Origin of the sequence: Hymenobacter sp. (assembly GCF_036387835.1) — a bacterium.
Classification (GTDB): domain Bacteria; phylum Bacteroidota; class Bacteroidia; order Cytophagales; family Hymenobacteraceae; genus Hymenobacter.
The window spans coordinates 1-20,682 of the sequence record NZ_DASVSY010000009.1 but is presented as its reverse complement, the minus strand read 5'-3'; the positions used below and the strand labels follow the sequence as shown (position 1 = coordinate 20,682).

The following is a 20,682-nucleotide window of genomic DNA, read 5'->3' as shown; positions in this document are numbered from 1 at the left end:
CTACCTCCCCCCATAGCAGCTGCAACGACCTCATCCCACCTACTCTATGAAACACCTGTATGCACTGTTGGTAATGACAATCCTGTTAGGGTTAAGCTCATCAGCGCAAGCTCAAAAGCAACGCACCACCGAATTTGAAAGTGGCATGATGGAGAAAGGCCAGAAGATCGGAGTGTGGGAGTACTATAGCTACACCCGCGACGGTCGCCAAGTGATAGTGCAACGGTATGACCACACAGCCAAAAAGCTGGTTTTCTTTCGCCCTATCGAAGACAAGCCCTATGAGGCTGAGTTAAAGCCAGGCGAGTGGACTCGTACGAACGTGGAGCAGCCACCTCTTTATATCGGTGGTGATGCCGTATTGGCCACGTTAATGAGCAAGCTGACGTATCCTCAGGAAGCGCAAAATCGCAATATTCAAGGCCGAGTTCTGGTCGAATTTGCTATTGATACTTTGGGCCATGCTTCAAAACATAAGGTGCTAAACGGTATCGGCGGCGGTTGTGATGAAGAAGCATTGCGCCTCTGTCAGAGCATTCCAGCCCAATGGATACCTGCTCGTTTGGCTGGTAAGCCCGTTCCGGTAATCTATCAGCTGCCTTTCACGTTCCGGTTGCAGAAGGCTCAATAAAGAGTTGCAACGAGTTGCGCGGTACGCTTTGAGCCTATAGGCCTGAACTCACGTGTTGTTACTTACTTTCTCTGCCTTAACCTACCAGGGTTGCGTACATTGGAGCCATGAAACCGTTCCTCACGCTCCGCCAAGTGGCAACTGCATACCTCATAGCCCTCTCACTGACCGCCTGCGACTCTACTCCGCGTGAGCGGCAGGAAATAGTGCGGCAGGAAGCCCGCAAGCTTGATACGGCTGCCAACCGGGCAGCGGCCAAGCTACGCGTAGCCGGCCGCCGCGCCGCTCGCTTCGACTCTGCTTCTCGCGCCCGTACTCGTCAGCCCCTCAACGAGGCGGCTACCGCTACCTTCGTCAATCAGCTGCTGGGCCGCTATGCTGCTGTCGAGCAGCTGACGCCCACCACTATTGAGCCCGCCTTTGTGCAATTTATGCAGCAGGTGCGGGCCCGGCACCGGGAATGGACGCAGCGCGACTGGGACTATGCTACCGCTATCAGCCGCCGCCTTAACGCGCAATTCCGGGCCATCCGCCTCGACATCAAAGGCCGCGACGAGTTACACATCCGGGCTTTACAGACCGAGTTTACGGGCCTTGAAACCCGCCGCGACGTGAAAGATTTAAGCGACGCCGTGAAAGCACGATAAGGAACAGCTTACTTTATGACGCCAAGCCCCGCCCCGAGCGGGGCTTCTGCGTTTAGGAAGTTGTGGCCCGATAAAACCTATGTTGAAGTACGTATTACACCTGACCTGGGCGCTGCTTATTAGCAACGCCGCATTACTGACTACTGCCAAGGCGCAAACGCCAACCTTTCCACCGCTTATTTCTGCGGTTGAAACCGTACCAACCGCCAATCAGTGGCTGAGCCCCGGCGACCGGCTGCAAGTGCGCCTCACGGCCCAACCCGGCGTACGCGCTACGTTTCTTAATGGGCAGCCCATGGTTGAGCTGAACCCAACCCAAGCCCAAGGCAAGAGCGGCATCTACCAGGGTACTTACGTGGTGCAGCCTGGCGATACTTTGCACGACCGGCCGATTGAGGTGCAGGTATTTTCACCGGATAGTGTGCTGGAAGTCGGGTTCAGTAAAAACACCGTGCGGTTTCTTAACCCGAGTGAGCCTCAGCTAGCTGTAACCCGCACGTCGTTGGCGTATCTGAACTATGGCCTGGGCGAAGACCGGTTGGGTGGCGCCAAAATCGGCTACCTCGATTCGTTGGTGGTACTGCACCTTACGGGCCGGGTCGGTGACTTGTATCGGGTGCAGCTGGCTGCCAGCCAGCAAGCCTGGGTACCGCAGGAGGTGGTGCAGCTCCTGCCCCCCGGAGGATTCGTGCCTACCTCGCTCACCGGCTCCTGGAGCGTGCAAGGTGATTCGCTGTATGATTATGTGCGGGTGCCGCTGAGTGCCAGGTTGCCTTACCGTTCACAGATCCTGCAGAATCCGACGCGGTTGGTGGTGGATGTGTTTGGTGCTACGTCTAACACCAATTGGATAACGCAGCGCACCGGCTTGCAGGAGCTAGGAGCCGTGTACTACGAGCAGCCTCAACTCGATGTGTTTCGGCTGGTATTGCCGCTGCGGCACCGCCAAAGTTGGGGCTACCACCTCGGCTACCGAGGCAATAGGCTGGTGGTGCAGGTGGCGCGCCCACCAGCCAAGCTGCGGTTGCGGGGCCTGCTTGTCGCCGTCGATGCAGGACACGGTGGTACCAACGTGGGGGCCACAGGAGCCAGCGGCGCCCGCGAGAAAGACCTGACGCTGGCTATAGCTCAGAAGCTGCACCAAGAGCTGGAACGGGCCGGCGCCCGTGTGGTTATGACTCGCGAAGCGGATGTCAGCGCCGAAATCAGTTACCGGGCGAGGCTGTTGCGGCGGCGACGGCCGGCTTTGCTGGTGAGCATCCATGTCAACTCGGCGAGTAACACAACCATACAGGGGACCAGTGCTTTCTACCGCTACGTGGCTTTCCGGCCGCTGGCTGCTGCCCTCTATGAGCAAATGCAAAGCACCGGCTTGGCGGGGTGGGGGCTGGTCGGCAATTTCAACTTCGGCTTGAACGGGCCCACTGAATATCCCAACGCCTTGGTGGAAACGGCCTTCGTCTCTAACCCCGCCGACGAGCAGCGCCTTATCAATCCGGCTTTTCAACAACAAATGGCCCAGGCCATGACGCGCGGCATCAAGAATTTTTTGAAGCAAAACCGCGCGAAAGGCTTCCGCGGCTGGCTGCTAAAACAAGCGGCCACAGAAGAGAAATAATGCGCTAGCGAAGCGTAATAAGGGTACGTACACGAAACGAAATGCTTGGAAGAGCGCTGGCTATAGCTTTTTAGCAAAAAATAGTTGGGCTTTTAAATATATTCGGCGTAGAAAGCCGATATCTTCCTCATTCTCAGTTAAGCTTAGTACTTAAGCCGCTTTTCTGAGAGGAACTGTTCTTGGTATCTCTAACTAAACCCACCGATTCGCATGGCAGAAGCATCTTTACTGGACCGTAGCCGCACCGTGGCCGGTCCGGGGTACAACCGCTGGCTGGTGCCACCCGCCGCGCTAGCCATCCATCTGGCTATTGGCCAAGCCTACGCTTTCAGCGTGTTCAAGAAGCCGCTGGGCGCCCTCATTAGCGGCAACCCCGACGCGCCGGGCCCCACTGATTGGACGCCTGGGCAACTAGGAGTTATTTTCTCGATTGCCATTGTGTTGCTTGGACTGTCGGCGGCAATTTTCGGGAAATGGCTGGAGCGGGTAGGGCCGCGCAAAGCCATGATGGCTTCGGCACTGTGCTTTGGGGGCGGCTTCTTTATTGCTGCCTTGGGTGTGCATCTGCACAGCATTTGGCTGGTGTACTTCGGCTATGGTTTTGTGGGTGGCATTGGATTAGGTATCGGCTACATCTCGCCGGTTAGCACCCTGATCAAATGGTTCCCCGACCGGCGCGGAGTGGCCACGGGCATGGCCATCATGGGGTTCGGGGGTGGGGCCATGATAGGCTCGCCGCTGGCCGTAGCCCTCATGGACCGGTTCAAGGACTCGGCTCCCCAGGGCGTTGCGCCCACGTTTCTGGTCATGGGGTTGATTTACCTGCTGTTCATGCAGTTCGGCGTCTGGAGCATTCGGGTGCCGGCCGATGACTGGAAGCCGGCGGGTTATGTGCCCTCCAATGAACATAACGCACTTATTACTACTGGCAACGTCACGGCCGACAACGCCATCAAGACGCCGCAGTTCTGGTTGCTGTGGGTGGTGCTGTGCATGAACGTGACGGCCGGCATCGGCGTCCTCGAAACGGCGTCGCCCCTCATTCAGGAAACCTTTTCCGATGCGGCCCTAGGGGCCGGGCGGGGCGTAACGGCTGCCGCCGCGGCGGGCTTCGTGGGCCTGCTGAGCTTGTTCAACCTGCTGGGCCGCTTCTTCTGGTCGTCGGCTTCCGATAAGATGGGGCGCAAAACCACCTATGCCATCTACTTCGGCTTGGGCATTCTGCTGTACGCTCTGGTACCCACGCTCGGGGCAGGTGCGCAGCTTACGCTCTTCGTGGTGGTGGCCTGCGTGATTTTGAGCATGTATGGCGGCGGCTTCGCGACCATTCCAGCGTATTTGTCGGACTTGTTTGGCAAGATGCAGGTCGGCGCTATTCACGGCCGCTTGCTCACGGCCTGGAGTACGGCTGGCGTGTTGGGACCGGTGATTGTGAATTACTTGCACAGCAATGCTAAAGACAAAGGACTGACCGGGGCCGCCGCCTATCAGTCGGTGTTCTACACCATGGCGGCGCTGCTGGTAGTCGGGCTGATTGCCAACTTCCTGGTGCGGCCTGTGGCGGAAAAGTACTTCGAGAAGGAAGCTGCTAAAAAAGTCGCGGCTTAAGCAGCCGCTGGTGGTTTGTTATTCATTTGTAATCAATTCACTTCATGGAACATACTTCTTCTAACACGCCAGATGCTACGCCTAGCTCTGGTGTTTCGCTGGCAGTGGCCTGGCTGTTTGTCGGCATTCCGCTGGCCTGGGGCGTCACCCAAACGTTTATTAAGGCGTTGGCGCTGTTTAAATGACGCTGGTTAAGGTCGGGCTGCCAATAATAAAATAGATACTGTATGAAAGAAGCACTCATTTGAGTGCTTCTTTTGTTTTGTCTGAAACCTGTTGCTTTATGACCGACCAGCCTGCCGACGAATCCATTATCCAGTTGGCGTCATTTGCCAATGCCATATCGGCACATCTGGCTAAAAACCAATTGGAAGCGGCCGATATTCCCTGCTTTATCAGCAACGAGAATCGACCTTACGGCCCCATTTCCGGCGGGGTACGTCTGCATGTGCGCCGCCGCGACCTTGCCGCCGCCCAAGAACTACTCTACCCCAACCAAGTGGCCATGCAAGCCCTGCCCGTCACCGACGAATCAGACGCGTCGGCGGAAGTGGCCCGTTGCCCCCGCTGCCATCACACCGACGTGGTGTGTCGCCAACTGCCCGAGCCCAACGACAGCCTGCTCACCAAACTCCGCCTCTGGATCATGGCCCCGGAAAAGCCACAGTGCCACTGCTTCCAGTGCGGACTAGATTTCGAGAGCGAGGGAAGTGGAGCAGTTGAGTAGGGCGGATGCTGCTTGACATAACGTTTACTTATACGACAAGAATAAGCACACGTAGTTTCGTATTTCGCGTTAGGCCGGGATACCAGTTAAATTGGACAGAAAAGCCTGTCTTGCTGGTTTTTGGTTAATTATTCTCTGCACAAACATCCCCCAGTCGCTATCTTCCTCCTCTAAGTACTCGAAAGGAGAAATCCTTGAATAGTCTTCCGCTTTAGAGTAGCAGTATTCGATTACAAGATCATGCCCCTGGAAGAGCTGAAAGCGACCTAGTAGGTTGTTCTTCTCGCTCAGCGTGACTGAGCAGAAATCATTTATTCTCTGGCTCAAGTTGCCAAACGTCAGAAATAGGGCATCAGCCTCAACAAATAGAATCGTGGGCGTACTGCCGATCAGCTTATACCAGCCAACCACCTGCCGGTCCGTGTTATACCTACATATCGTATGCAGGTCAAGGTCCAAATAAGCAGTTGCGTCCTCAAAATTGCGAGTTAGGCGCATAGCTGTTTCTCAAAAATTATCATGTTCAACAATAGGACTGAAAGCTAACGAACAATCTATCGTAGCTTCCCCTCTTTCTTGAAAAAGTTGATGAACATAATGTTTGTTACAAGCTGAGTATCGGAATTACCACAAAAATTTTGCGTACAATAATGGTACTGTCGTATCAATTTCTTGTGACTTAGACCCGTGTGGGCTACACTGCTTTAGTGGCAAGTACTGCACCGCACCGAAAACGCCAAGCAGGCAGTATCGTGCCAGCCGGAAATAGCTCTTGTTCAGGCGGTAACTCTAGAAACGCATTGCTGGTCAGTAGGCTAGCTAGGTCGCCGGAGCCGCCGGCGCGCTCCGGGTGGGCCAGTAGCTGGCCGCTGCTTGAGTATTCTAGCCGCACCAGCAGGAAATGCGTGAGCTTGGGGCGAAAGCTGACCTCCGTTGCCAGCACGGCAGGTATAGAGCCCGTTTCGAACGAGGTAGTAGACTGCTGCACCCCAAGCAGCCAGGGCCGCGCGTACCGATAGAAATTCACGAACGTGGATACTGGATTGCCGGGCAGCGCAAATACTACTGCGCCTCCTGGCTTCTCCCCAAACCAGAACGGCTTGCCGGGCCGCTGCTGCACTTCATGGAAAATCTGCTCCACGCCTAGTTCGCGCAGCACTTCCGGCAGGAAATCGGCTTTGCCTTTCGATACGCCTCCGCTCAAGATAACCGCATCAAACTCGGCGAGTAAGGCCGGCAGGCTTTCTTGCAGCACGGCCACATCGTCGTTGAAGTGAAACGTCTGCGTAATGGCGCCGGCCTGCTCGGCGGCGGCTTGTAGCATCAGGGCGTTGGAGCGGCGAATCTGGTGGGGGAGGGGGCGCTCGGCTATGGGTACTAGCTCGTCGCCGGTGCTTACTACTGCTACTCGGGGCAGGCGCGTTACGGCTACCGTGGTAGCCCCGATGGTGGCAGCTACAGCCAACTCGGCGGCGCCTAAGTGGGTGCCAGCGGGTAGCAGCAGGTCGCCTTGGTGCCGGTCGGCGGCGCGGGGGTGCACGTTGTGGCCGGCTTGGGGCGGCAGTGCCTGCACCGTGGCAAAGCGGTGGCCGGTGGCCTCGTCGGTGCGAAAGGTTAGGTCTTCGTAGCGGATTACCGTGTCGGTGCCCTCAGGCAGCATGGCGCCGGTCATGATTTCGGTGGCGGCGTGTGGGTCGAGGAGGGGGGTGGGAACTTGGCCGGCAAATTGGGTGCGCTCGATTCGGAATTCAGTTAGACCAGTTTCGAAGGCGGCGAAGCGCACCGCAATACCATCCATGGCCACCCGGTTGAAAGGGGGAAAGTCGCGGTCGGCGTGCAGGTCCTCGCGCAGGATGCGGCCGGCAGCCAGGGGCAACGCCAGGAACTCGGGTGGCAAAGGGCGAATGGTGGCCGCGACGCGGCGGGTGGCTTCTTCTACGGAGAGCATAGGCAAATGTAACGTAAGCTTTGTAGGCAGTAAAGCTTGCGCCGTCAACCGAAAGTACCCGTACTTAGTTAAACAATGTGTGTCCGGGCTAGCATCTTCTCCCACCTCAACACAGTTGCGCCCTTGCTGACTTCCTTCTCGTAGTGTCGGGGCCAGTATTTTCTTCAACCGGCAAGCCTGTCCGCCACTGCTGACGGCGTAAGCTTCAAAGCCTACAAACCGTAAGTTACCTTTGTTTTTTATGTCTGAATCTTCTAAGCTCACTCACCTCAACGCCGCTGGCCAACCCGCCATGGTGGACGTGGGCGCCAAAACCGCCACCCGTCGCGTGGCACGGGCCCGTAGCCGCGTGGTGCTAGGCGCCGAAATTCTGGCTTTGGTGCAAGACGGCGACCTACCAACCCGCAAAGGGCCGGTGTTCCAAACAGCCATCCTGGCGGGCATCATGGGCGCCAAACGCACTTCAGAGCTAATTCCGCTTTGCCACCCCCTGGGCCTCGACGACTGCCAGGTGCGTATAGAAGTGCAGGTGCCCGACGCGGTGCTCATCGAATGCACCGCCAGCGTAACCGGCAAAACCGGCGTAGAAATGGAAGCCCTGACCGGCGCCTCGGTAGCAGCCCTTACCATCTACGACATGTGTAAGGCTCTCTCGCACAACATCGTTATCCAGGAAACCCGGCTGCTCAGCAAGACCGGTGGCAAACAAGACTTCCATCATGCCGACTGACACGCCCACCCCGCACCGCAAACACGCCCAACTTGCCCGTCCTGCTATTGGCGAATTCAGCCGCCACGAGCTAGCCATATTAGGTGCTCCCTGCGGCCGAATCAAAGAGCTGGTAACCCGCCTTTTGCCTCACCTAGAGCCCGTACTACGCGTGGCCTACGTAGATGCCGACCACGCCGCCGGCGCCGATGCTGCCCAAGGCGGCACGGGTGGCGCCGACGCCATACTGCAAGCCGGTGCCAGCGCCGAACTAACCGACAAAATCACCTTTCGCCGTCTCGACCTGCGCCGCGATGTCGATAAGTTTGCGCAGCAAGAGTGGCTGCAGCACCAAAGCCTAGTCCTGGTCAACGGCAACCACTTCCTCGCCCGCCAGCAAATCATTATCCTCGACCCCGCCAAGCCGCTCCAGAAAAAGCTGGACCGCCTTACCGACGTGCGCCTGATCTTACTGCCGGAAGGCGTGACGGAACTGCCGGACTATCTGCGCGAGCATCTGCAGGAAGCCATCATACCGCAGCTCGCGCTGGCCGATACCGAAGCCATTGCCGCGGCAGTATCGCAGGAGTGGCAGCAGCAGCGCCCGCATGTGCGGGGCTTGGTGCTGGCGGGTGGCAAGAGCCAGCGCATGGGTGAAGACAAAAGCCGCTTGACGTACCACGGCCAGCAGGAACAGCGGGCCTACGCCGCCGCGCTGTTGGCTCCGTTCTGCGAAGACGTCCTTGTTTCCTGCCGCCCCGACCAAGTAGCGGAACTCGAAGCGGCTGGCCTCGCGCCCTTGCCTGATACGTTTCTTGGGTTAGGGCCCATGAGCGGCTTGCTGTCGGCTTTCCAGCAAGACCCCGATGCGGCTTGGCTGGTAGTCGCCTGCGACTTACCATTCCTAACCGAGGCAACCTTGCGTCACTTGCTGGCACACCGCCACGCCGGGCGTATGGCCACAGCTTACCGCAGTCCCGAAAACGAGTGGCCCGAACCGCTTATCACTATCTGGGAGCCCCGCAGCTACCCTACGCTGTTGCGCTTCCTGAGCTTAGGCTACTCCTGCCCCCGCAAGGCCCTTATCAACTCCGATATTGAGTTGCTGCCACCGCCCGCGCCGGCCGAGCTGCGGAACATCAATACCCCCGAACAGCGAGAAGCTGCCGCGCAAGAATTAGGACCTAAAGCTTAGTATTTTAGAATAGTACTGCAAAGTCAAGATGGATTTGCAACCTTGGCGCATCTTCTTGACAATGAAGCTGTTTAGGGAGTGCTTTAACGCACTCCCAAACAGTCATGCTGAGCTTGTCGAAGCATCTCTACTGCTTCGTTGAAGGGCACTAACGAAGCAGTAGAGATGCTTCGACAAGCTCAGCATGACTGTTTCACGACTTCTTAAACAACTTCAGTGTTCAGTATATGAAGCTGTTTTATCTTGGTGTGGCCCTAGTTTTGGGAGTGGGTACGGCTGCTCCGGCCCAAAACTTAAATTTCGAGCAAGTAGACCGCCAAACCCACAAACTCGCGGGCTGGTGGTCGGCCGCTGACAACGGCTACCGGGTTACTGCCGACTCAGTGGTACGGCACGAGGGGCGCTACGCGTTGCGTACCGTGCAGCTAATTGAGAAAGGCACTTAGCCACCTACGGGTGCGCCGCCACCCACACGTCACCGTCCTCGTAAAATTCTTTCTTCCAGATAGTCACCACTTGCTTCAGGGTGTCGATGATGTACTGGCAGGCGGCGAAGCTTTCGGCACGGTGCGGGGTTGAAACGGCTACCACCACCGCCACGTCGCCGATTTGCAGGGTGCCTTTGCGGTGGATAACCACTGCGTTTTCGAGCATGGGCCACAGCTCCTGCGCCTGCATGGCTACTTTGCGCAACTGGTGCAGCGCCATGCTGTCGTAGGCCTCATACTCCAGGCGCACGACGGGGCGGCCGGTGCTCTTGTTGCGAACCGTACCAATAAACGTGTTAACCGCCCCGGCGCCATCAGCCTGCACGAGTTGCAAGGCAGCGGCTACGTCGATAGGCTGGTCAGTGAGGTCGATAGTAATCAAAAGACAAAAAGGAAGGAGGGGTGAAGAAAGAGGAATGAAGAACTTCCTAACTGTTTTCGCCTGTCAGTTCTTCATTTATAATTCTTAATCAAATATCACCCTCCGGCCACCGGCGGAATTAACGCAATTTCGTCGCGCTCGTGCAGGAGCTGCGTATCTTCGGCGTACTCGTTGTTGACAGCTACGGCTAAGCTGCTGAGTTGGCCCAAAGCCGGATATTGCGTGCGGAGCTGTTCGAGTAGCTGCTGCACCGGCTGGTCTTCCGGGGCGCTGACTTCCAGCACCGACTGGCCTACTATTTCTTTGGCGATGCCAAAAAGCGCTATTTTCAGGTTCATGTCGTTCGATATTCAGTATGCGAAAACAAACCGGATGCAGAGGCATCTGGTTATGTGAGGCACGAAGCTAGCAACGAAGGCTGCCAAGCCCGATTTACGCAGGCGCAGGAAGAATGACTGTTTTTCTGAAAAAAACGTTAAGTCTGCGTCGGCCTTGCTGAAACCCTGAAATTCGCGTAATTATTACTTTGTATGTCCGTTGTTGCTTCGTCTGTTTTGTATGATAATCACGGTCGGCCGCTCGAATATGTGCGGCTAGCCGTAACGGACCGTTGCAATCTGCGCTGCTTTTACTGCATGCCCGAAGAAGGCATCAAGTACATGCCCAAGCAGGAGCTGCTGACCTACGAAGAAATGGAGCGCCTGGTAGGCCTGCTGGCCAAGCTAGGCGTGCGCAAAGTGCGCCTAACCGGCGGTGAGCCGTTTGTGCGGCGCGACCTAGTGCCCTTCATGGCCCGCTTGGCCGCTCTGCCCGGCATCGACGACCTTAGTTTAACCACCAACGGCGTCCTGACGGCCCCCTACGTCCCCGACTTGGTAACCATCGGCGTAAAGGCCGTCAACCTGAGCCTCGACACCCTGGACCGGGCTCGTTTTGCCCGCATCACCCGCCGCGACGAGCTGCCCCGCGTTATGGACACGTTCTATGCCTTGCTCACGGCGGGCATCCAGGTCAAAATCAATGCAGTGGTGATGGACGGGCAGAACATCGAAGACATCGTGCCGCTGACCGAACTGACGCGCGAGCTGCCCGTGGACGTGCGGTTTATCGAGGAGATGCCGTTCAACGGGGGGAGCCACGCGGCCACCCCGGCCACGTTGCCGTGGAACCACCGCCGCATCCGGGAGCATCTGGAAGAGCATTTCGGTACGCTTACGCCTTTGGTCGGGCCCGCTGGCGCCACGGCTGCCGACTACAAGATAGCCGGGCACTTGGGCCGCGTGGGCATTATTGCCGCCTACTCGCGCACCTTCTGCGGTACCTGCAACCGGATTCGCCTCACGGCCGAGGGCGGCCTCAAAACCTGCCTCTACGACCAAGGCGTGCTCGACATTCGGGCGCTGCTCCGCAACGGCTCGTCGGATGCCGAAATTGTGATGGCGCTTACGTCGGCGTTCCAGCACCGGGCGGCCAACGGATTTGAAGCCGAACGCCAGCGCCCTTTGCACCAGCTCAGCTTCGAGTCGATGTCCACCATTGGGGGGTAGCCTCCCGACCAGCATAGCCCATGAAGTTTCTTATTGCCTTGCTCGCCTTGGCTGGCTTGCTTTATTTGAGCGTTTGTGTGCTGCTGTATTTCCAGCAGGAGCGGCTGCTGTTCTTTCCTCAAAAGCTGGCCAAGAATTACCAATTTCCATTTCGGGAGCCGTTTCAGGAGCAGTGGATCAAGGCGGCGGACGGCACCCAGCTGCATGGCTTACTGTTTCCCGCCAATTCTCCGAAAGGCCTCATCTTCTACCTGCACGGCAATGGCGGCGCCCTCGATAGTTGGGGCGAAGTAGCCCCGCTTTACACGCGCCTCGGCTACGACGTGTTTCTGCTCGACTACCGCGGCTACGGTAAAAGCGGTGGCCAAATTCAAAGCCAGAAACAGTTTCTTAGCGACGTGGAAACGGTGTATCAGCAATTGCTTACCCATTATCCCGAAAACCAGGTGGTAGTGCTCGGCTATTCGTTGGGAACCGGCGCGGCGGCCTGGCTGGCGGCTCAGCATCAACCCAAACTACTGATTTTGCAAGCGCCCTACCCAAGTATGCGCGCCATGGCCCGGCACTACTACCCCTGGATACCCAGGTTTGTGGTGCGCTATCCGTTGGCCACCGACAAAGTGCTGCCCCGTGTTAAAGCGCCCGTCATTGTCTTTCACGGCGACCAGGACGAGGTTATCGACTACCAGCTGACGTTGCAACTGAAAGCGGCACTGAAACCCAAGGATCAGTTTATCACGCTAGCGGGTGCCGGCCATAACAACATGACCAGCAACCCGGAATACCAGGAAGCGGTGCAATCCATTTTGAGTCAATAAGACAAAAGGCAAGTTTCCTTCAACGGTACACTATTCTATTTCGGCATCCTGGCAGCTTCTTTCTCATGCCGCCAAGATGCCAGAACGGTATCTGAGTGGGGCTGCTAAAAATTCTAGCCTTCCGTGGGACTCTGTTCTAATTGCTCTAGCACCTGGTCAATAGTCAGGTTGCCATCGACGAAACGGGTGAGTAGTGCCCGCTCGTAAGGGCTAGGATCTAGGGGCGTGTTTTGAGCAAAGCGCAACGCCCACGCAACAGCGTACTGGCGCTTTTCTTTGTTTTCAAGAAAGGAAAAGGTGGGCGTATTCATAGGTGCAGTAGGGGAATGACGAGGCGCATTATTATACTGCAATATCAACAAAAATACTCCCCCCCCCATTATATGATAAATACGTAATTTTAGTCCGCTATGTACGTACTTGTAAAACGCTGTTTTTGATACAAACACGTAGGTTTAAGGTAGGCAATAAGCGAAGATACTAGATTCGTAAGACCTTCGTTAACTAAAAATATTAGTTGATAGAATATACGAAAAAAGCAAATGAACGAGCATGAATATTCTGTTTATAAGATATTACGCCAGTATAGTTGAAATCACCGCCAGCAGAATCTGCTAGCGGTATTTCCCAACTTGTTGTTTGCTTGGCTATCGAAACTATTCAGTACCTGAAAGGCACCTGCTCTACTTCCCAATACCTACCCACCCGCGTTGCATGGCGTAGTGCAAAACTGTGCCCGTCAGCAGGCCTACTAAATAGCCATAGGGCAAGCCCGCGCATAGCAGGCCCGTGAGCAGCGCCAGCAGCAGGCCAGCCCTGTCTGCCACTAGGTCACGGACAAGCGCCGCCAAGGTCAACGATTCAAACAAGAGCAGCACCCCTAGAATGGGCAACGGAAATATCTGCACCACTTGCTGGAAACCTTGGCTGAAGAACAAACCCAACACCAAAAACAGCACTCCATACAGCACTACCGACCCCCCGGTACGCGCCCCAAACGCATAGTGCCCCACCATACCTCCCGACCCGTGGCAAACCGGAAATCCACCCAAAAAGGGGTTCACCAGGTTCATCAGGGCATACGTAAAGCTGATTTGCTTCACCGACAGGTTGCGTTCTGGGAAATAATCGTGCGCTATCTGCTTGGTAGCCAGTATGGAGTTGCCGAGCGACAACGGAATTTGGGGCAGCGCCAGCAGCACGGCACCGGTAAGAATGTCGGCCATGGCGGGCGTGTGCCAGGAAGGCAGATGCAAGCCAACCGCCCGTTGGGCAGTAGCCAAGTCAAGCTTGAAGATAAGGGCGTAGACTACTCCCAAAGCAATAACGATGAGGGCAGCCGGCCAGCGGCGGTTACCAAGCAGTACCACCGTAACCACAAAGCCAGCTGCCGCCAGCGCGTAGCCCGGCAGGCCGTCGGCGGGCACATATTCCTTGAGGGCCAGCGTCGCTAGCTGCAAGGCCAGCCCGAACTGGATGCCGCGCACCACGGGCTTCGGTACCAGCCGGGCCAGCGCGTCAATCAGGCCCGTAACCGAAAGCAGAAACATGCTCACCCCAATGGCCAGTCCGCCTCCGTAAATCACCCGGCCCGGAATCTTCTGCGCAATCACCAGCGCGGCAAACGCCTTGAGTGGCTGTACCGGCATCGGCATGCCGTACCAAAGCCCCGAAAACACCTGCATCAGCCCAAACATCACCAACACCCCGGCACTATCGGCGCCCGAAGCGGCCAGCACCCCAATCAGCAGCGGCAGGTCGGTACCCAAGTCGCCTACAGCACCCGCCAGTTCGTTTCGGTCGAAGCGCAGGCGCGGGCGAGTAGGTAGGGTAGGAGCGGTAAGAGGCATACGATATAGCGTGACTGAGTAACGGAGTAGCGGAGTAGCGGAGTAGGGGATACTACGTAGCTAGGCGGAGTGGTTATACGAACCGCTCCACAGAGTTCCTAGCATCACCCCACGATGGCGTAAGGACAGTGAGCAACAGAACATGTTGTTTGAATGGACCTAACCGATTACTCCGCTACTCCGCTACTCAACGAAGTAACCTCTAATTCCTCCCATGCCTCAATTCCGCCATCCAGATTAAGCAGATTGGCGAAGCCGAACTCGGTTTGTAGTCGCTCAATAGCCTGCGTACTGCGGCGGCCCGAGCGGCAGTATACCACCACCGGATGATGGCGCGGAATGGAATTAACTCCTTTACCTAAACTGCTCAGAGGCAGCAGCGTGGCGCCTGGTAAGTGCTTGGTATGAAACTCATCTGGCTCGCGCACATCCAGCAGAAACGGTGCGTGCTCCGACTCAATCTGCAACTGTAGCTCCGCCGCCGAAATAGCGTTTACGCCTACACTGCACAGGTCGGCGTAATCGGTTGGGTTAGCCGTTTGGAGGTTGATAGCCGCCGACTCGGGCCGCCGCGCAAACTTCACCGTTCGGGTTTGAAACGACAGCACATCCAGCACCCACAGGCGTCCGCTCAGCACTTCCCCAATGCCAAGTACCAGCTTCAGCGCCTCCGCGGCCTGTGCTGTTCCAATCAAACCCGGTAGCACCCCAAGCACGCCGGTCGTATCACAGTTAGGCGCTTCCCGGCCCGAAGGCGGCTGCGGAAACAAGCAGCGGTAGGTGGGGCCTCCTTGGTAGTTGAACACCGAAACCTGGCCTTCATACTTGTAAATAGCACCCGATACCAACGGCTTGTTGAAGCTCACGCAGGCATCGTTGAGCAAGTAGCGCGTCGGGAAGTTGTCGGAGCCATCTACCACCACATCATATTTGGTTATCAGCTCGCGTACGTTGCCCAACGTAGCGCGGCAAATGTGCACTTCGGTCCGTATCAGCGGGTTGAGCTGCCGCACAGCCCGGCCTGCTACCTCGGCTTTGAACTGCCCCAAGTCACGCGGGCCATACAGGATCTGGCGCTGCAAATTGCTCGTCTCCACCTTGTCGGCATCTACAATGCCGAGCGTGCCCACTCCGGCTGCCGCCAGGTATTGCAGCACCGGGCAGCCAAGTCCGCCCGCTCCCACCACCAACACCCGGGCATTTTTGAGTTGTAGCTGGCCAGCTTCCCCTACCTCGGGTAGCTGCAAGTGGCGGCGGTAACGGTTGCGTTCTTCAGAGGTAAGCACGGGAAGGGGTGAATTAAGAATTAGAAGTTATAAATTAAAAATTGGAGCAAGTCAAAGAGTGGAGGGCATCAGGTTTAACTAGAACTTCTACCTACAGCACAAGGTTAAACAACCAATCCGGGCCTTAGGTCAAACCAGCATGCGGCTAGACACAGAGCCAGTTAAGCTCAAGCAGATCAAACCCTGCCATGTACGCCACAACTAAAAGATAAGTGTCTAAAGCCAAAAGAACTCACAAGTCCTCTCAATTCTTAATTCATAATTTCTAATTGAACGCCTTCCTACCTCCCACTAGCTACGAGTACGCAACCGTGCGCAAAGTGCAGGGCGCCGATGTCGCCACGGCCTCCGACGTGCTGGCCGTAGAAGAGCCTCTGGAAATCCGGGTCGGCTACGGGCCCACGGGCCAGCGGGAACACCGGACCCTCTCCATCACCATGCGCACCCCCGGCCACGACTTCGAACTGGCCGCTGGCTTCCTGCTCACCGAAGGTCTCATCCGCACCCGCCAGGACCTGCACGGCGTCCTCTATTGCCCTGATGTGAAGAAAGCGGAAGAGCGCGAAAACGTAGTTCGAGCCGAGCTAGCCCCCACCTCCACTCTTGACTTGCCCCGCCTCGAGCGCCACTTCTACACCAGCAGCAGTTGCGGCGTCTGTGGCAAAACCAGCATCGACGCTGTGCACGCTGCCTCTTGTCCTGTGCTGCCCCCCAACGGCCCCTACGTCCACCCTGGCGTTATTCATCAGCTACCAGCCAAGCAACGGGAAGCCCAAGCCTTGTTCGAGCAAACGGGTGGCCTGCACGCCGCCGCGTTGTTTTCGCCGGAAGGTGAGTTGCTTCTGCTGCGCGAAGACGTAGGCCGCCACAACGCCCTCGACAAAGTAATAGGCGCCGCCTTCCTGCAAGAATGGCTGCCGCTGCACCAACACGTGTTGCTGCTAAGTGGCCGCGTCAGTTTCGAGCTGGTGCAAAAAGCGGCCGTAGCCGGCATTGCCGTACTGGCCGCAGTAGGGGCACCTAGCTCCCTCGCCGTCTCAGCGGCCCGCGACTTTGGCATGACCGTCTGCGGCTTCGTGCGGCAAAACCGCTACAACGTCTACTCCCACGAATGGCGGCTGAAAGACAGTTGACAATAAACATTTAACAATTTTCAGCCTTTAAATTTCAGCTGTCCAAGTTCAGCAAGACATATTTAAAGCTGTTTGCCTGGTGAATCAGCTTTAAATTCCTTCCGCAACTCGTCAAGCGTCATTTTAACATTCCAGCCAAACGGTAGCATGATAAATAATTAAATGTTAACTGTTAAATGAAATGAAGCTCCGCATCGAAGACAATTCCCTCCGCCTCCGGCTTTCCCCCGAAGAAGTAACCGAGTTCCACCAAGTCGGCCGCCTCGAAACGGTGGTGCCGCTTGGCGTCTCAGTATCCGACCGGTTCATTTACGCCCTCCAGCGCGACGAAACTGCCACTGGCTCAACGCCTAGCGTTTCCTACACGTCGGGGCGAGTGGTAGTGCGCCTGCCTGTTCCCGTTGCCGATGCCTGGACTTCTTCCGACGAGGTAAGCTTGAGCGGTGTTGTAGAGGTTGCCGACAACCAGGTGGTACATATATTAGTAGAGAAAGACCTCGGCTGTAAGCACTAACAACTTATAGCACAGTACGCCACCGAAAGCAAGCAGAGAGGGCGGGTTCGGCCACTCTCTTCCCTAAGAGAAAGGTCTAGGGGAGGCTTCCACCAGAACGATTGCTCTAACTTCTCATAATAATTCCCACCGTTCCTCATCGTCAAGCCATGGAAGATTCTCCCAACACCGACCCAAGCCAAGCTGGCCAGAAGCAAGAGCAAAAAGCCAGCAACGCCCCCAAAAGTGGCGAGCGTCCTAGTCAGGGCGAGGCACCCGCGCCTGACCACTACCACACCAATTCCGACAACCCAACTATGGCCGAGCACGAAGCCAGTGCGAATGCACCCACGCGTCACATACCGGCTCCCGAGACGGCCAATGCCAAGTACCTGTTCCCCATCTTGGCCCAACCGCCTGAAGAGCTAACCGGTCTGCGCCTCGAAGGCCGCGCCAAAATAGCCGCTGGTATTACGGCCGTGGTGAAGTCCATGCAGTTTAGTTGGGCTGAAGGCGGCGTGAACCGGGGCACCCGCGGCTTGCTGGCCATGAACCAAAAGGACGGTTTCGACTGCTCCAGCTGCGCCTGGCCCGACCCCGACGAGCACCGTTCGGTAGCCGAGTTCTGCGAAAACGGCGCCAAAGCCACCGCCTCCGACGCTGACGATCGGTCTGCCGGTCCCGAGTTTTTCGCCCAACACACCCTCGCCGAGCTTTCCCGCCTCACCGACCGAGACCAAAACAATACCGGCCGCCTAACGCACCCCCTGGTCAAGCGCCCTGGCTCCGATTACTACATCAAGATTGAGTGGCCCGAGGCTTTCCAGATCGTAGCCGATGAGCTGAACGCCTTAGCTTCCCCCGACGAGGCCGTGTTCTATACCTCCGGCAAAGTGCCCAACGAACCGGCTTTCCTGTTCCAGCTATTCGTCCGCGAGTTCGGCACCAACAACCTGCCCGACTGCTCCAACATGTGCCACGAAAGCAGTGGTTCCGCCCTCAGCCCGACCTTGGGTTTAGGCAAAGGCTCCGTCACGCTTAATGATATTCACGAGGCCGAAGTCATTCTCATCATCGGTCAGAATCCCGGCACCAACCACCCGCGCATGCTCACGGCCCTGCAGAAGGCCAAGCGCAACGGCGCCAAAATCATCAGCGTCAATCCCCTCATCGAGGCCGGCCTCAATCACTTCAAGAACCCGCAGGACTTCATGAACCCCCTCAGGGCGCTAGGCGCACTAATGGGCGATGGCACCCCAATCACCGACCTCTACCTACAAGTGCGCGTCAACGGTGACATGGCTCTGTTGCGTGGCATCATGAAGCACTTGTTCGAGGCCGAAGACGTAAACCCGGGCCAAGTAGTGGACCGGCCGTTTGTAGAGAAATACACCACCGGCTTCGAAGAGTTCGAGCAAAATATCCGCAACACCAGTTGGGAAGACATCGAGGAGGTAAGCGGTATTTCCAAGACTCAACTGCTGGAAGCCGCTAACATCATTGCCACCAAGCAGAAGATTATCACCTGTTGGGCTATGGGGGTCACGCAGCAAAAAAACGGCGTGCAAACCATCCAAGAAATTGTCAACTTACAGTTAATGAAGGGCGCAATCGGGAAGCCTGGCGCCGGCACCTGCCCCGTCCGCGGCCACTCCAACGTGCAAGGCGACCGAACGATGGGCATTTGGGAAAGGGTAAGCAAAGAATTCCTTGATTCCCTAGAAAAGGAGTTCAAATTTTCCGCTCCCCGCAAAGACGGTTTTGATGTAGTGGAAAGCATCAAGGCCATGGTCGAAGGCAAAACGAAAGTCTACTTCAGCCTCGGGGGCAACCTGCTAGCCGCCGGCCCCGATACCGAGCTGATTGCTGAGGGTATGCGCAAGCAGAACCTCACCGTATTCGTGGGCACCAAACTCAACCGCGGCCACCTAGTCACCGGCAAAACCAGCTTGCTCCTCCCATGCTTCACCCACGCCGACGTAGACATGCAACGCGCCGGTCACCAAATGACCTCCTGCGAAAACTCGATGGGTGTTGTGAGTCAGAACAAAGGCATCCTGGTTCCCCTTGCTGGTGAAATGCTTAGTGAAGTAGCCATTATCAGTGGCGTCGCCATTGCCACGCTCGGCGACCGAACCACCACTGATTGGGTGGCCATGACCGAAAACTACGACGTCATCCGAGACCATATTGCCCGCGTTATCCCCGGCTTCGAGAGTTTCAACGAGAAGCTTCGTCGTCCCGGTGGCTTCTATTTGCCTAATGGTCCCCGTGAACGGAAGTTCACCACCAAAAATGGCAAAGCCAACTTCACGTCCACCAAGTTAACCAAGCACACCCTTGAACCCGGCCAGCTGGTATTAATGACAGTACGTAGCCATGATCAATTCAACACCACCATTTACGAATACAACGACCGGTACCGCGGCATCCACAACGAGCGGCGAGTCCTCTTCATGAATGCCCAAGATATTGCTGATCGTGGCCTCAAAGCCAAAGACCTAATAGATATAACAAGTCATTTCGAAGGCGAACAGCGCACAGTAGAAAAATTCATCGCCGTCCCTTACGATATCCCTAGGGGAAACGTAGCGGCCTATTTCCCTGAAGCTAACCCGCTAGTGCCTATCTCGAGCGTGGCAGAAGTCAGCAACACGCCTACCTCTAAGTATGTAGTAGTGACCGTAGTCGCGGCCAAGGAAAAAACAGGAGTTCATCGGCCAGCACAGATTGCAGCCGAGGTATAGGATGCGCAGAAGTTGCAGCGCCTATCTATGATTAGAGTAGCATAGTTTGTGAGCTAACTCCTTGACTTTCAAGGGTAATCAACGAGCCACAAAGCCTAGTGCCGCTTTTTACAACTAGAGAATGGTATCAGACTTTGTACTGCATGATGATTCTTACCAGAACGTTGTGATAAGAACAAGCTGATAATCAGGTTTCAAAGGCGAAACGAAGCGTTTTTTTGAAAATTCTTTTGTGAAATGTAATACTACCCCTTGCTTTCATAGCAAGGGGTAGTATCTTTGCACCCCGCTTCAATAGGAAGTGACAAAACACGAAAGGCGGCAAGAAAAACAAAACTTTTTTTGCTGTGCCTCTTGACAAGTAGGCAAAGCACATAGTATCTTTGCACCCCGCTTCGATAGGAGGCGTTGAGAAGACTTGAGGGAAGAAAAGACGGAAAAATATTTTTTTTCAAAATTTCTTGCAGATCGAAAAATCCTTCTTACCTTTGCAACCCCGAACGAAACGACGCTCGGTAAAGCAGTACGAAAGAGCGCTAGAAATAGCTCCCACACGGTTCCTCTAACGAGAGGGGCATACGTTCTTTGAATGTTTGAGACAAACAAATGGTAAGTGTTTGCAAGCTTGTCTTCATTGATTTAGCTAGCATACATATAGAAACCAAGCACACGAATTAAAAGACGACAACGTCAAATAGTGAGCAGGATCAGCCTTCGACATCGTTTCTTCTTCGGGAGAGATAAGTAGTACATTATACAATGGAGAGTTTGATCCTGGCTCAGGATGAACGCTAGCGGCAGGCCTAATACATGCAAGTCGAACGGGTGGTAGCAATACCACTAGTGGCGCACGGG

At 56.1% G+C, this 20,682-nt stretch carries 21 protein-coding genes and 1 rRNA gene; 15 read left to right on the top strand and 7 right to left on the bottom strand.

Features of this window, described 5'->3' with window-relative positions; translation table 11 throughout:
* The first annotated feature begins 46 nt into the window (after nucleotides 1–46).
* The 6 genes from VF639_RS01695 to VF639_RS01670 all read left to right on the top strand — a co-directional run bounded on the left by VF639_RS01695 (nucleotide 47) and on the right by VF639_RS01670 (nucleotide 5,231).
* The gene (locus tag VF639_RS01695; RefSeq protein ID WP_331144145.1) at nucleotides 47–631 is read left to right on the top strand and encodes an energy transducer TonB; all 585 of its coding nucleotides are present in this window, start codon (nucleotides 47–49) and stop codon (nucleotides 629–631) included.
* Between the two features lie 107 nt (nucleotides 632–738).
* Nucleotides 739–1,278, top strand: coding sequence for a hypothetical protein (locus tag VF639_RS01690; RefSeq protein ID WP_331144144.1), 540 nt, complete (start codon nucleotides 739–741; stop codon nucleotides 1,276–1,278).
* Between the two features lie 79 nt (nucleotides 1,279–1,357).
* Nucleotides 1,358–2,896, top strand: a complete 1,539-nt coding sequence (locus tag VF639_RS01685; protein ID WP_331144143.1) for an N-acetylmuramoyl-L-alanine amidase — start codon at nucleotides 1,358–1,360, stop codon at nucleotides 2,894–2,896.
* Nucleotides 2,897–3,106: 210 nt separating this feature from the next.
* Nucleotides 3,107–4,504: an L-lactate MFS transporter gene (locus VF639_RS01680; RefSeq protein WP_331144142.1), complete on the top strand. Its 1,398-nt coding sequence runs from the start codon at nucleotides 3,107–3,109 to the stop codon at nucleotides 4,502–4,504.
* Nucleotides 4,505–4,548: 44 nt separating this feature from the next.
* Entirely contained in the window at nucleotides 4,549–4,689 is a 141-nt protein-coding gene (locus VF639_RS01675) for an MFS transporter small subunit (RefSeq protein ID WP_331144141.1), read from the top strand.
* A gap of 98 nt (nucleotides 4,690–4,787) precedes the next feature.
* Nucleotides 4,788–5,231, top strand: a complete 444-nt coding sequence (locus VF639_RS01670) for a putative signal transducing protein (protein ID WP_331144140.1) — start codon at nucleotides 4,788–4,790, stop codon at nucleotides 5,229–5,231.
* A 69-nt stretch (nucleotides 5,232–5,300) separates the two neighbouring features.
* Here VF639_RS01670 and VF639_RS01665 read toward each other — a convergent pair whose 3' ends face one another.
* Nucleotides 5,301–5,729 carry a hypothetical protein gene (locus VF639_RS01665; RefSeq protein WP_331144139.1) on the bottom strand — a complete coding sequence of 143 codons (429 nt, stop codon included), beginning with the start codon at nucleotides 5,727–5,729 and terminating at the stop codon, nucleotides 5,301–5,303.
* Nucleotides 5,730–5,925: 196 nt separating this feature from the next.
* Nucleotides 5,926–7,179, bottom strand: a complete 1,254-nt coding sequence (locus VF639_RS01660; protein WP_331144138.1) for a molybdopterin molybdotransferase MoeA — start codon at nucleotides 7,177–7,179, stop codon at nucleotides 5,926–5,928.
* A 241-nt stretch (nucleotides 7,180–7,420) separates the two neighbouring features.
* On the opposite strand from VF639_RS01660, the gene moaC reads away from it, so the two are divergent.
* The 3 genes from moaC to VF639_RS01645 all read left to right on the top strand — a co-directional run bounded on the left by moaC (nucleotide 7,421) and on the right by VF639_RS01645 (nucleotide 9,529).
* Nucleotides 7,421–7,909, top strand: coding sequence for a cyclic pyranopterin monophosphate synthase MoaC (moaC, locus tag VF639_RS01655; RefSeq protein ID WP_331144137.1), 489 nt, complete (start codon nucleotides 7,421–7,423; stop codon nucleotides 7,907–7,909).
* Nucleotides 7,899–9,083, top strand: a complete 1,185-nt coding sequence (locus tag VF639_RS01650) for an NTP transferase domain-containing protein (RefSeq protein ID WP_331144136.1) — start codon at nucleotides 7,899–7,901, stop codon at nucleotides 9,081–9,083. Before moaC ends, VF639_RS01650 begins: the two co-directional genes overlap by 11 nt.
* Nucleotides 9,084–9,310: 227 nt before the next feature.
* Nucleotides 9,311–9,529: a hypothetical protein gene (locus VF639_RS01645; protein WP_331144135.1), complete on the top strand. Its 219-nt coding sequence runs from the start codon at nucleotides 9,311–9,313 to the stop codon at nucleotides 9,527–9,529.
* A 4-nt stretch (nucleotides 9,530–9,533) separates the two neighbouring features.
* On the opposite strand, the gene VF639_RS01640 is transcribed toward VF639_RS01645, so the two are convergent.
* Nucleotides 9,534–9,953 carry a molybdenum cofactor biosynthesis protein MoaE gene (locus tag VF639_RS01640; protein ID WP_331144134.1) on the bottom strand — a complete coding sequence of 140 codons (420 nt, stop codon included), beginning with the start codon at nucleotides 9,951–9,953 and terminating at the stop codon, nucleotides 9,534–9,536.
* 95 nt (nucleotides 9,954–10,048) lie between these two features.
* Nucleotides 10,049–10,291, bottom strand: a complete 243-nt coding sequence (locus VF639_RS01635; protein WP_331144133.1) for a MoaD/ThiS family protein — start codon at nucleotides 10,289–10,291, stop codon at nucleotides 10,049–10,051.
* Between the two features lie 192 nt (nucleotides 10,292–10,483).
* Between VF639_RS01635 and moaA the strand changes: the two genes are divergently transcribed.
* Nucleotides 10,484–11,500: a GTP 3',8-cyclase MoaA gene (gene moaA, locus VF639_RS01630; RefSeq protein ID WP_331144132.1), complete on the top strand. Its 1,017-nt coding sequence runs from the start codon at nucleotides 10,484–10,486 to the stop codon at nucleotides 11,498–11,500.
* Nucleotides 11,501–11,520: 20 nt separating this feature from the next.
* Complete coding sequence (locus tag VF639_RS01625) at nucleotides 11,521–12,318, top strand: alpha/beta hydrolase (protein ID WP_331144131.1); 798 nt, start codon at nucleotides 11,521–11,523, stop codon at nucleotides 12,316–12,318.
* Nucleotides 12,319–12,431: 113 nt separating this feature from the next.
* On the opposite strand, the gene VF639_RS01620 is transcribed toward VF639_RS01625, so the two are convergent.
* The 3 genes from VF639_RS01620 to moeB form a co-directional block, all read right to left on the bottom strand.
* Nucleotides 12,432–12,629 (bottom strand): hypothetical protein, encoded by a 198-nt coding sequence (locus VF639_RS01620; protein ID WP_331144130.1) that lies wholly within the window; start codon nucleotides 12,627–12,629, stop codon nucleotides 12,432–12,434.
* Nucleotides 12,630–13,001: 372 nt separating this feature from the next.
* On the bottom strand, nucleotides 13,002–14,168 hold the full coding sequence (locus tag VF639_RS01615; protein WP_331144129.1) for a putative sulfate/molybdate transporter: 1,167 nt from the start codon (nucleotides 14,166–14,168) through the stop codon (nucleotides 13,002–13,004).
* A 167-nt stretch (nucleotides 14,169–14,335) separates the two neighbouring features.
* A complete protein-coding gene (moeB, locus tag VF639_RS01610; protein WP_331144128.1) occupies nucleotides 14,336–15,454 on the bottom strand; it encodes a molybdopterin-synthase adenylyltransferase MoeB in 1,119 nt (372 codons plus the stop codon).
* Between the two features lie 269 nt (nucleotides 15,455–15,723).
* Between moeB and fdhD the strand changes: the two genes are divergently transcribed.
* The 4 genes from fdhD to VF639_RS01590 all read left to right on the top strand — a co-directional run.
* Nucleotides 15,724–16,587, top strand: a complete 864-nt coding sequence (gene fdhD / locus VF639_RS01605) for a formate dehydrogenase accessory sulfurtransferase FdhD (protein ID WP_331144127.1) — start codon at nucleotides 15,724–15,726, stop codon at nucleotides 16,585–16,587.
* A 181-nt stretch (nucleotides 16,588–16,768) separates the two neighbouring features.
* Nucleotides 16,769–17,101 (top strand): DUF7009 family protein, encoded by a 333-nt coding sequence (locus VF639_RS01600; protein ID WP_331144126.1) that lies wholly within the window; start codon nucleotides 16,769–16,771, stop codon nucleotides 17,099–17,101.
* 149 nt (nucleotides 17,102–17,250) lie between these two features.
* Complete coding sequence (locus VF639_RS01595; protein ID WP_331144125.1) at nucleotides 17,251–19,827, top strand: FdhF/YdeP family oxidoreductase; 2,577 nt, start codon at nucleotides 17,251–17,253, stop codon at nucleotides 19,825–19,827.
* A 756-nt stretch (nucleotides 19,828–20,583) separates the two neighbouring features.
* Nucleotides 20,584–20,682, top strand: a 16S ribosomal RNA gene (locus VF639_RS01590); the annotation flags it as partial.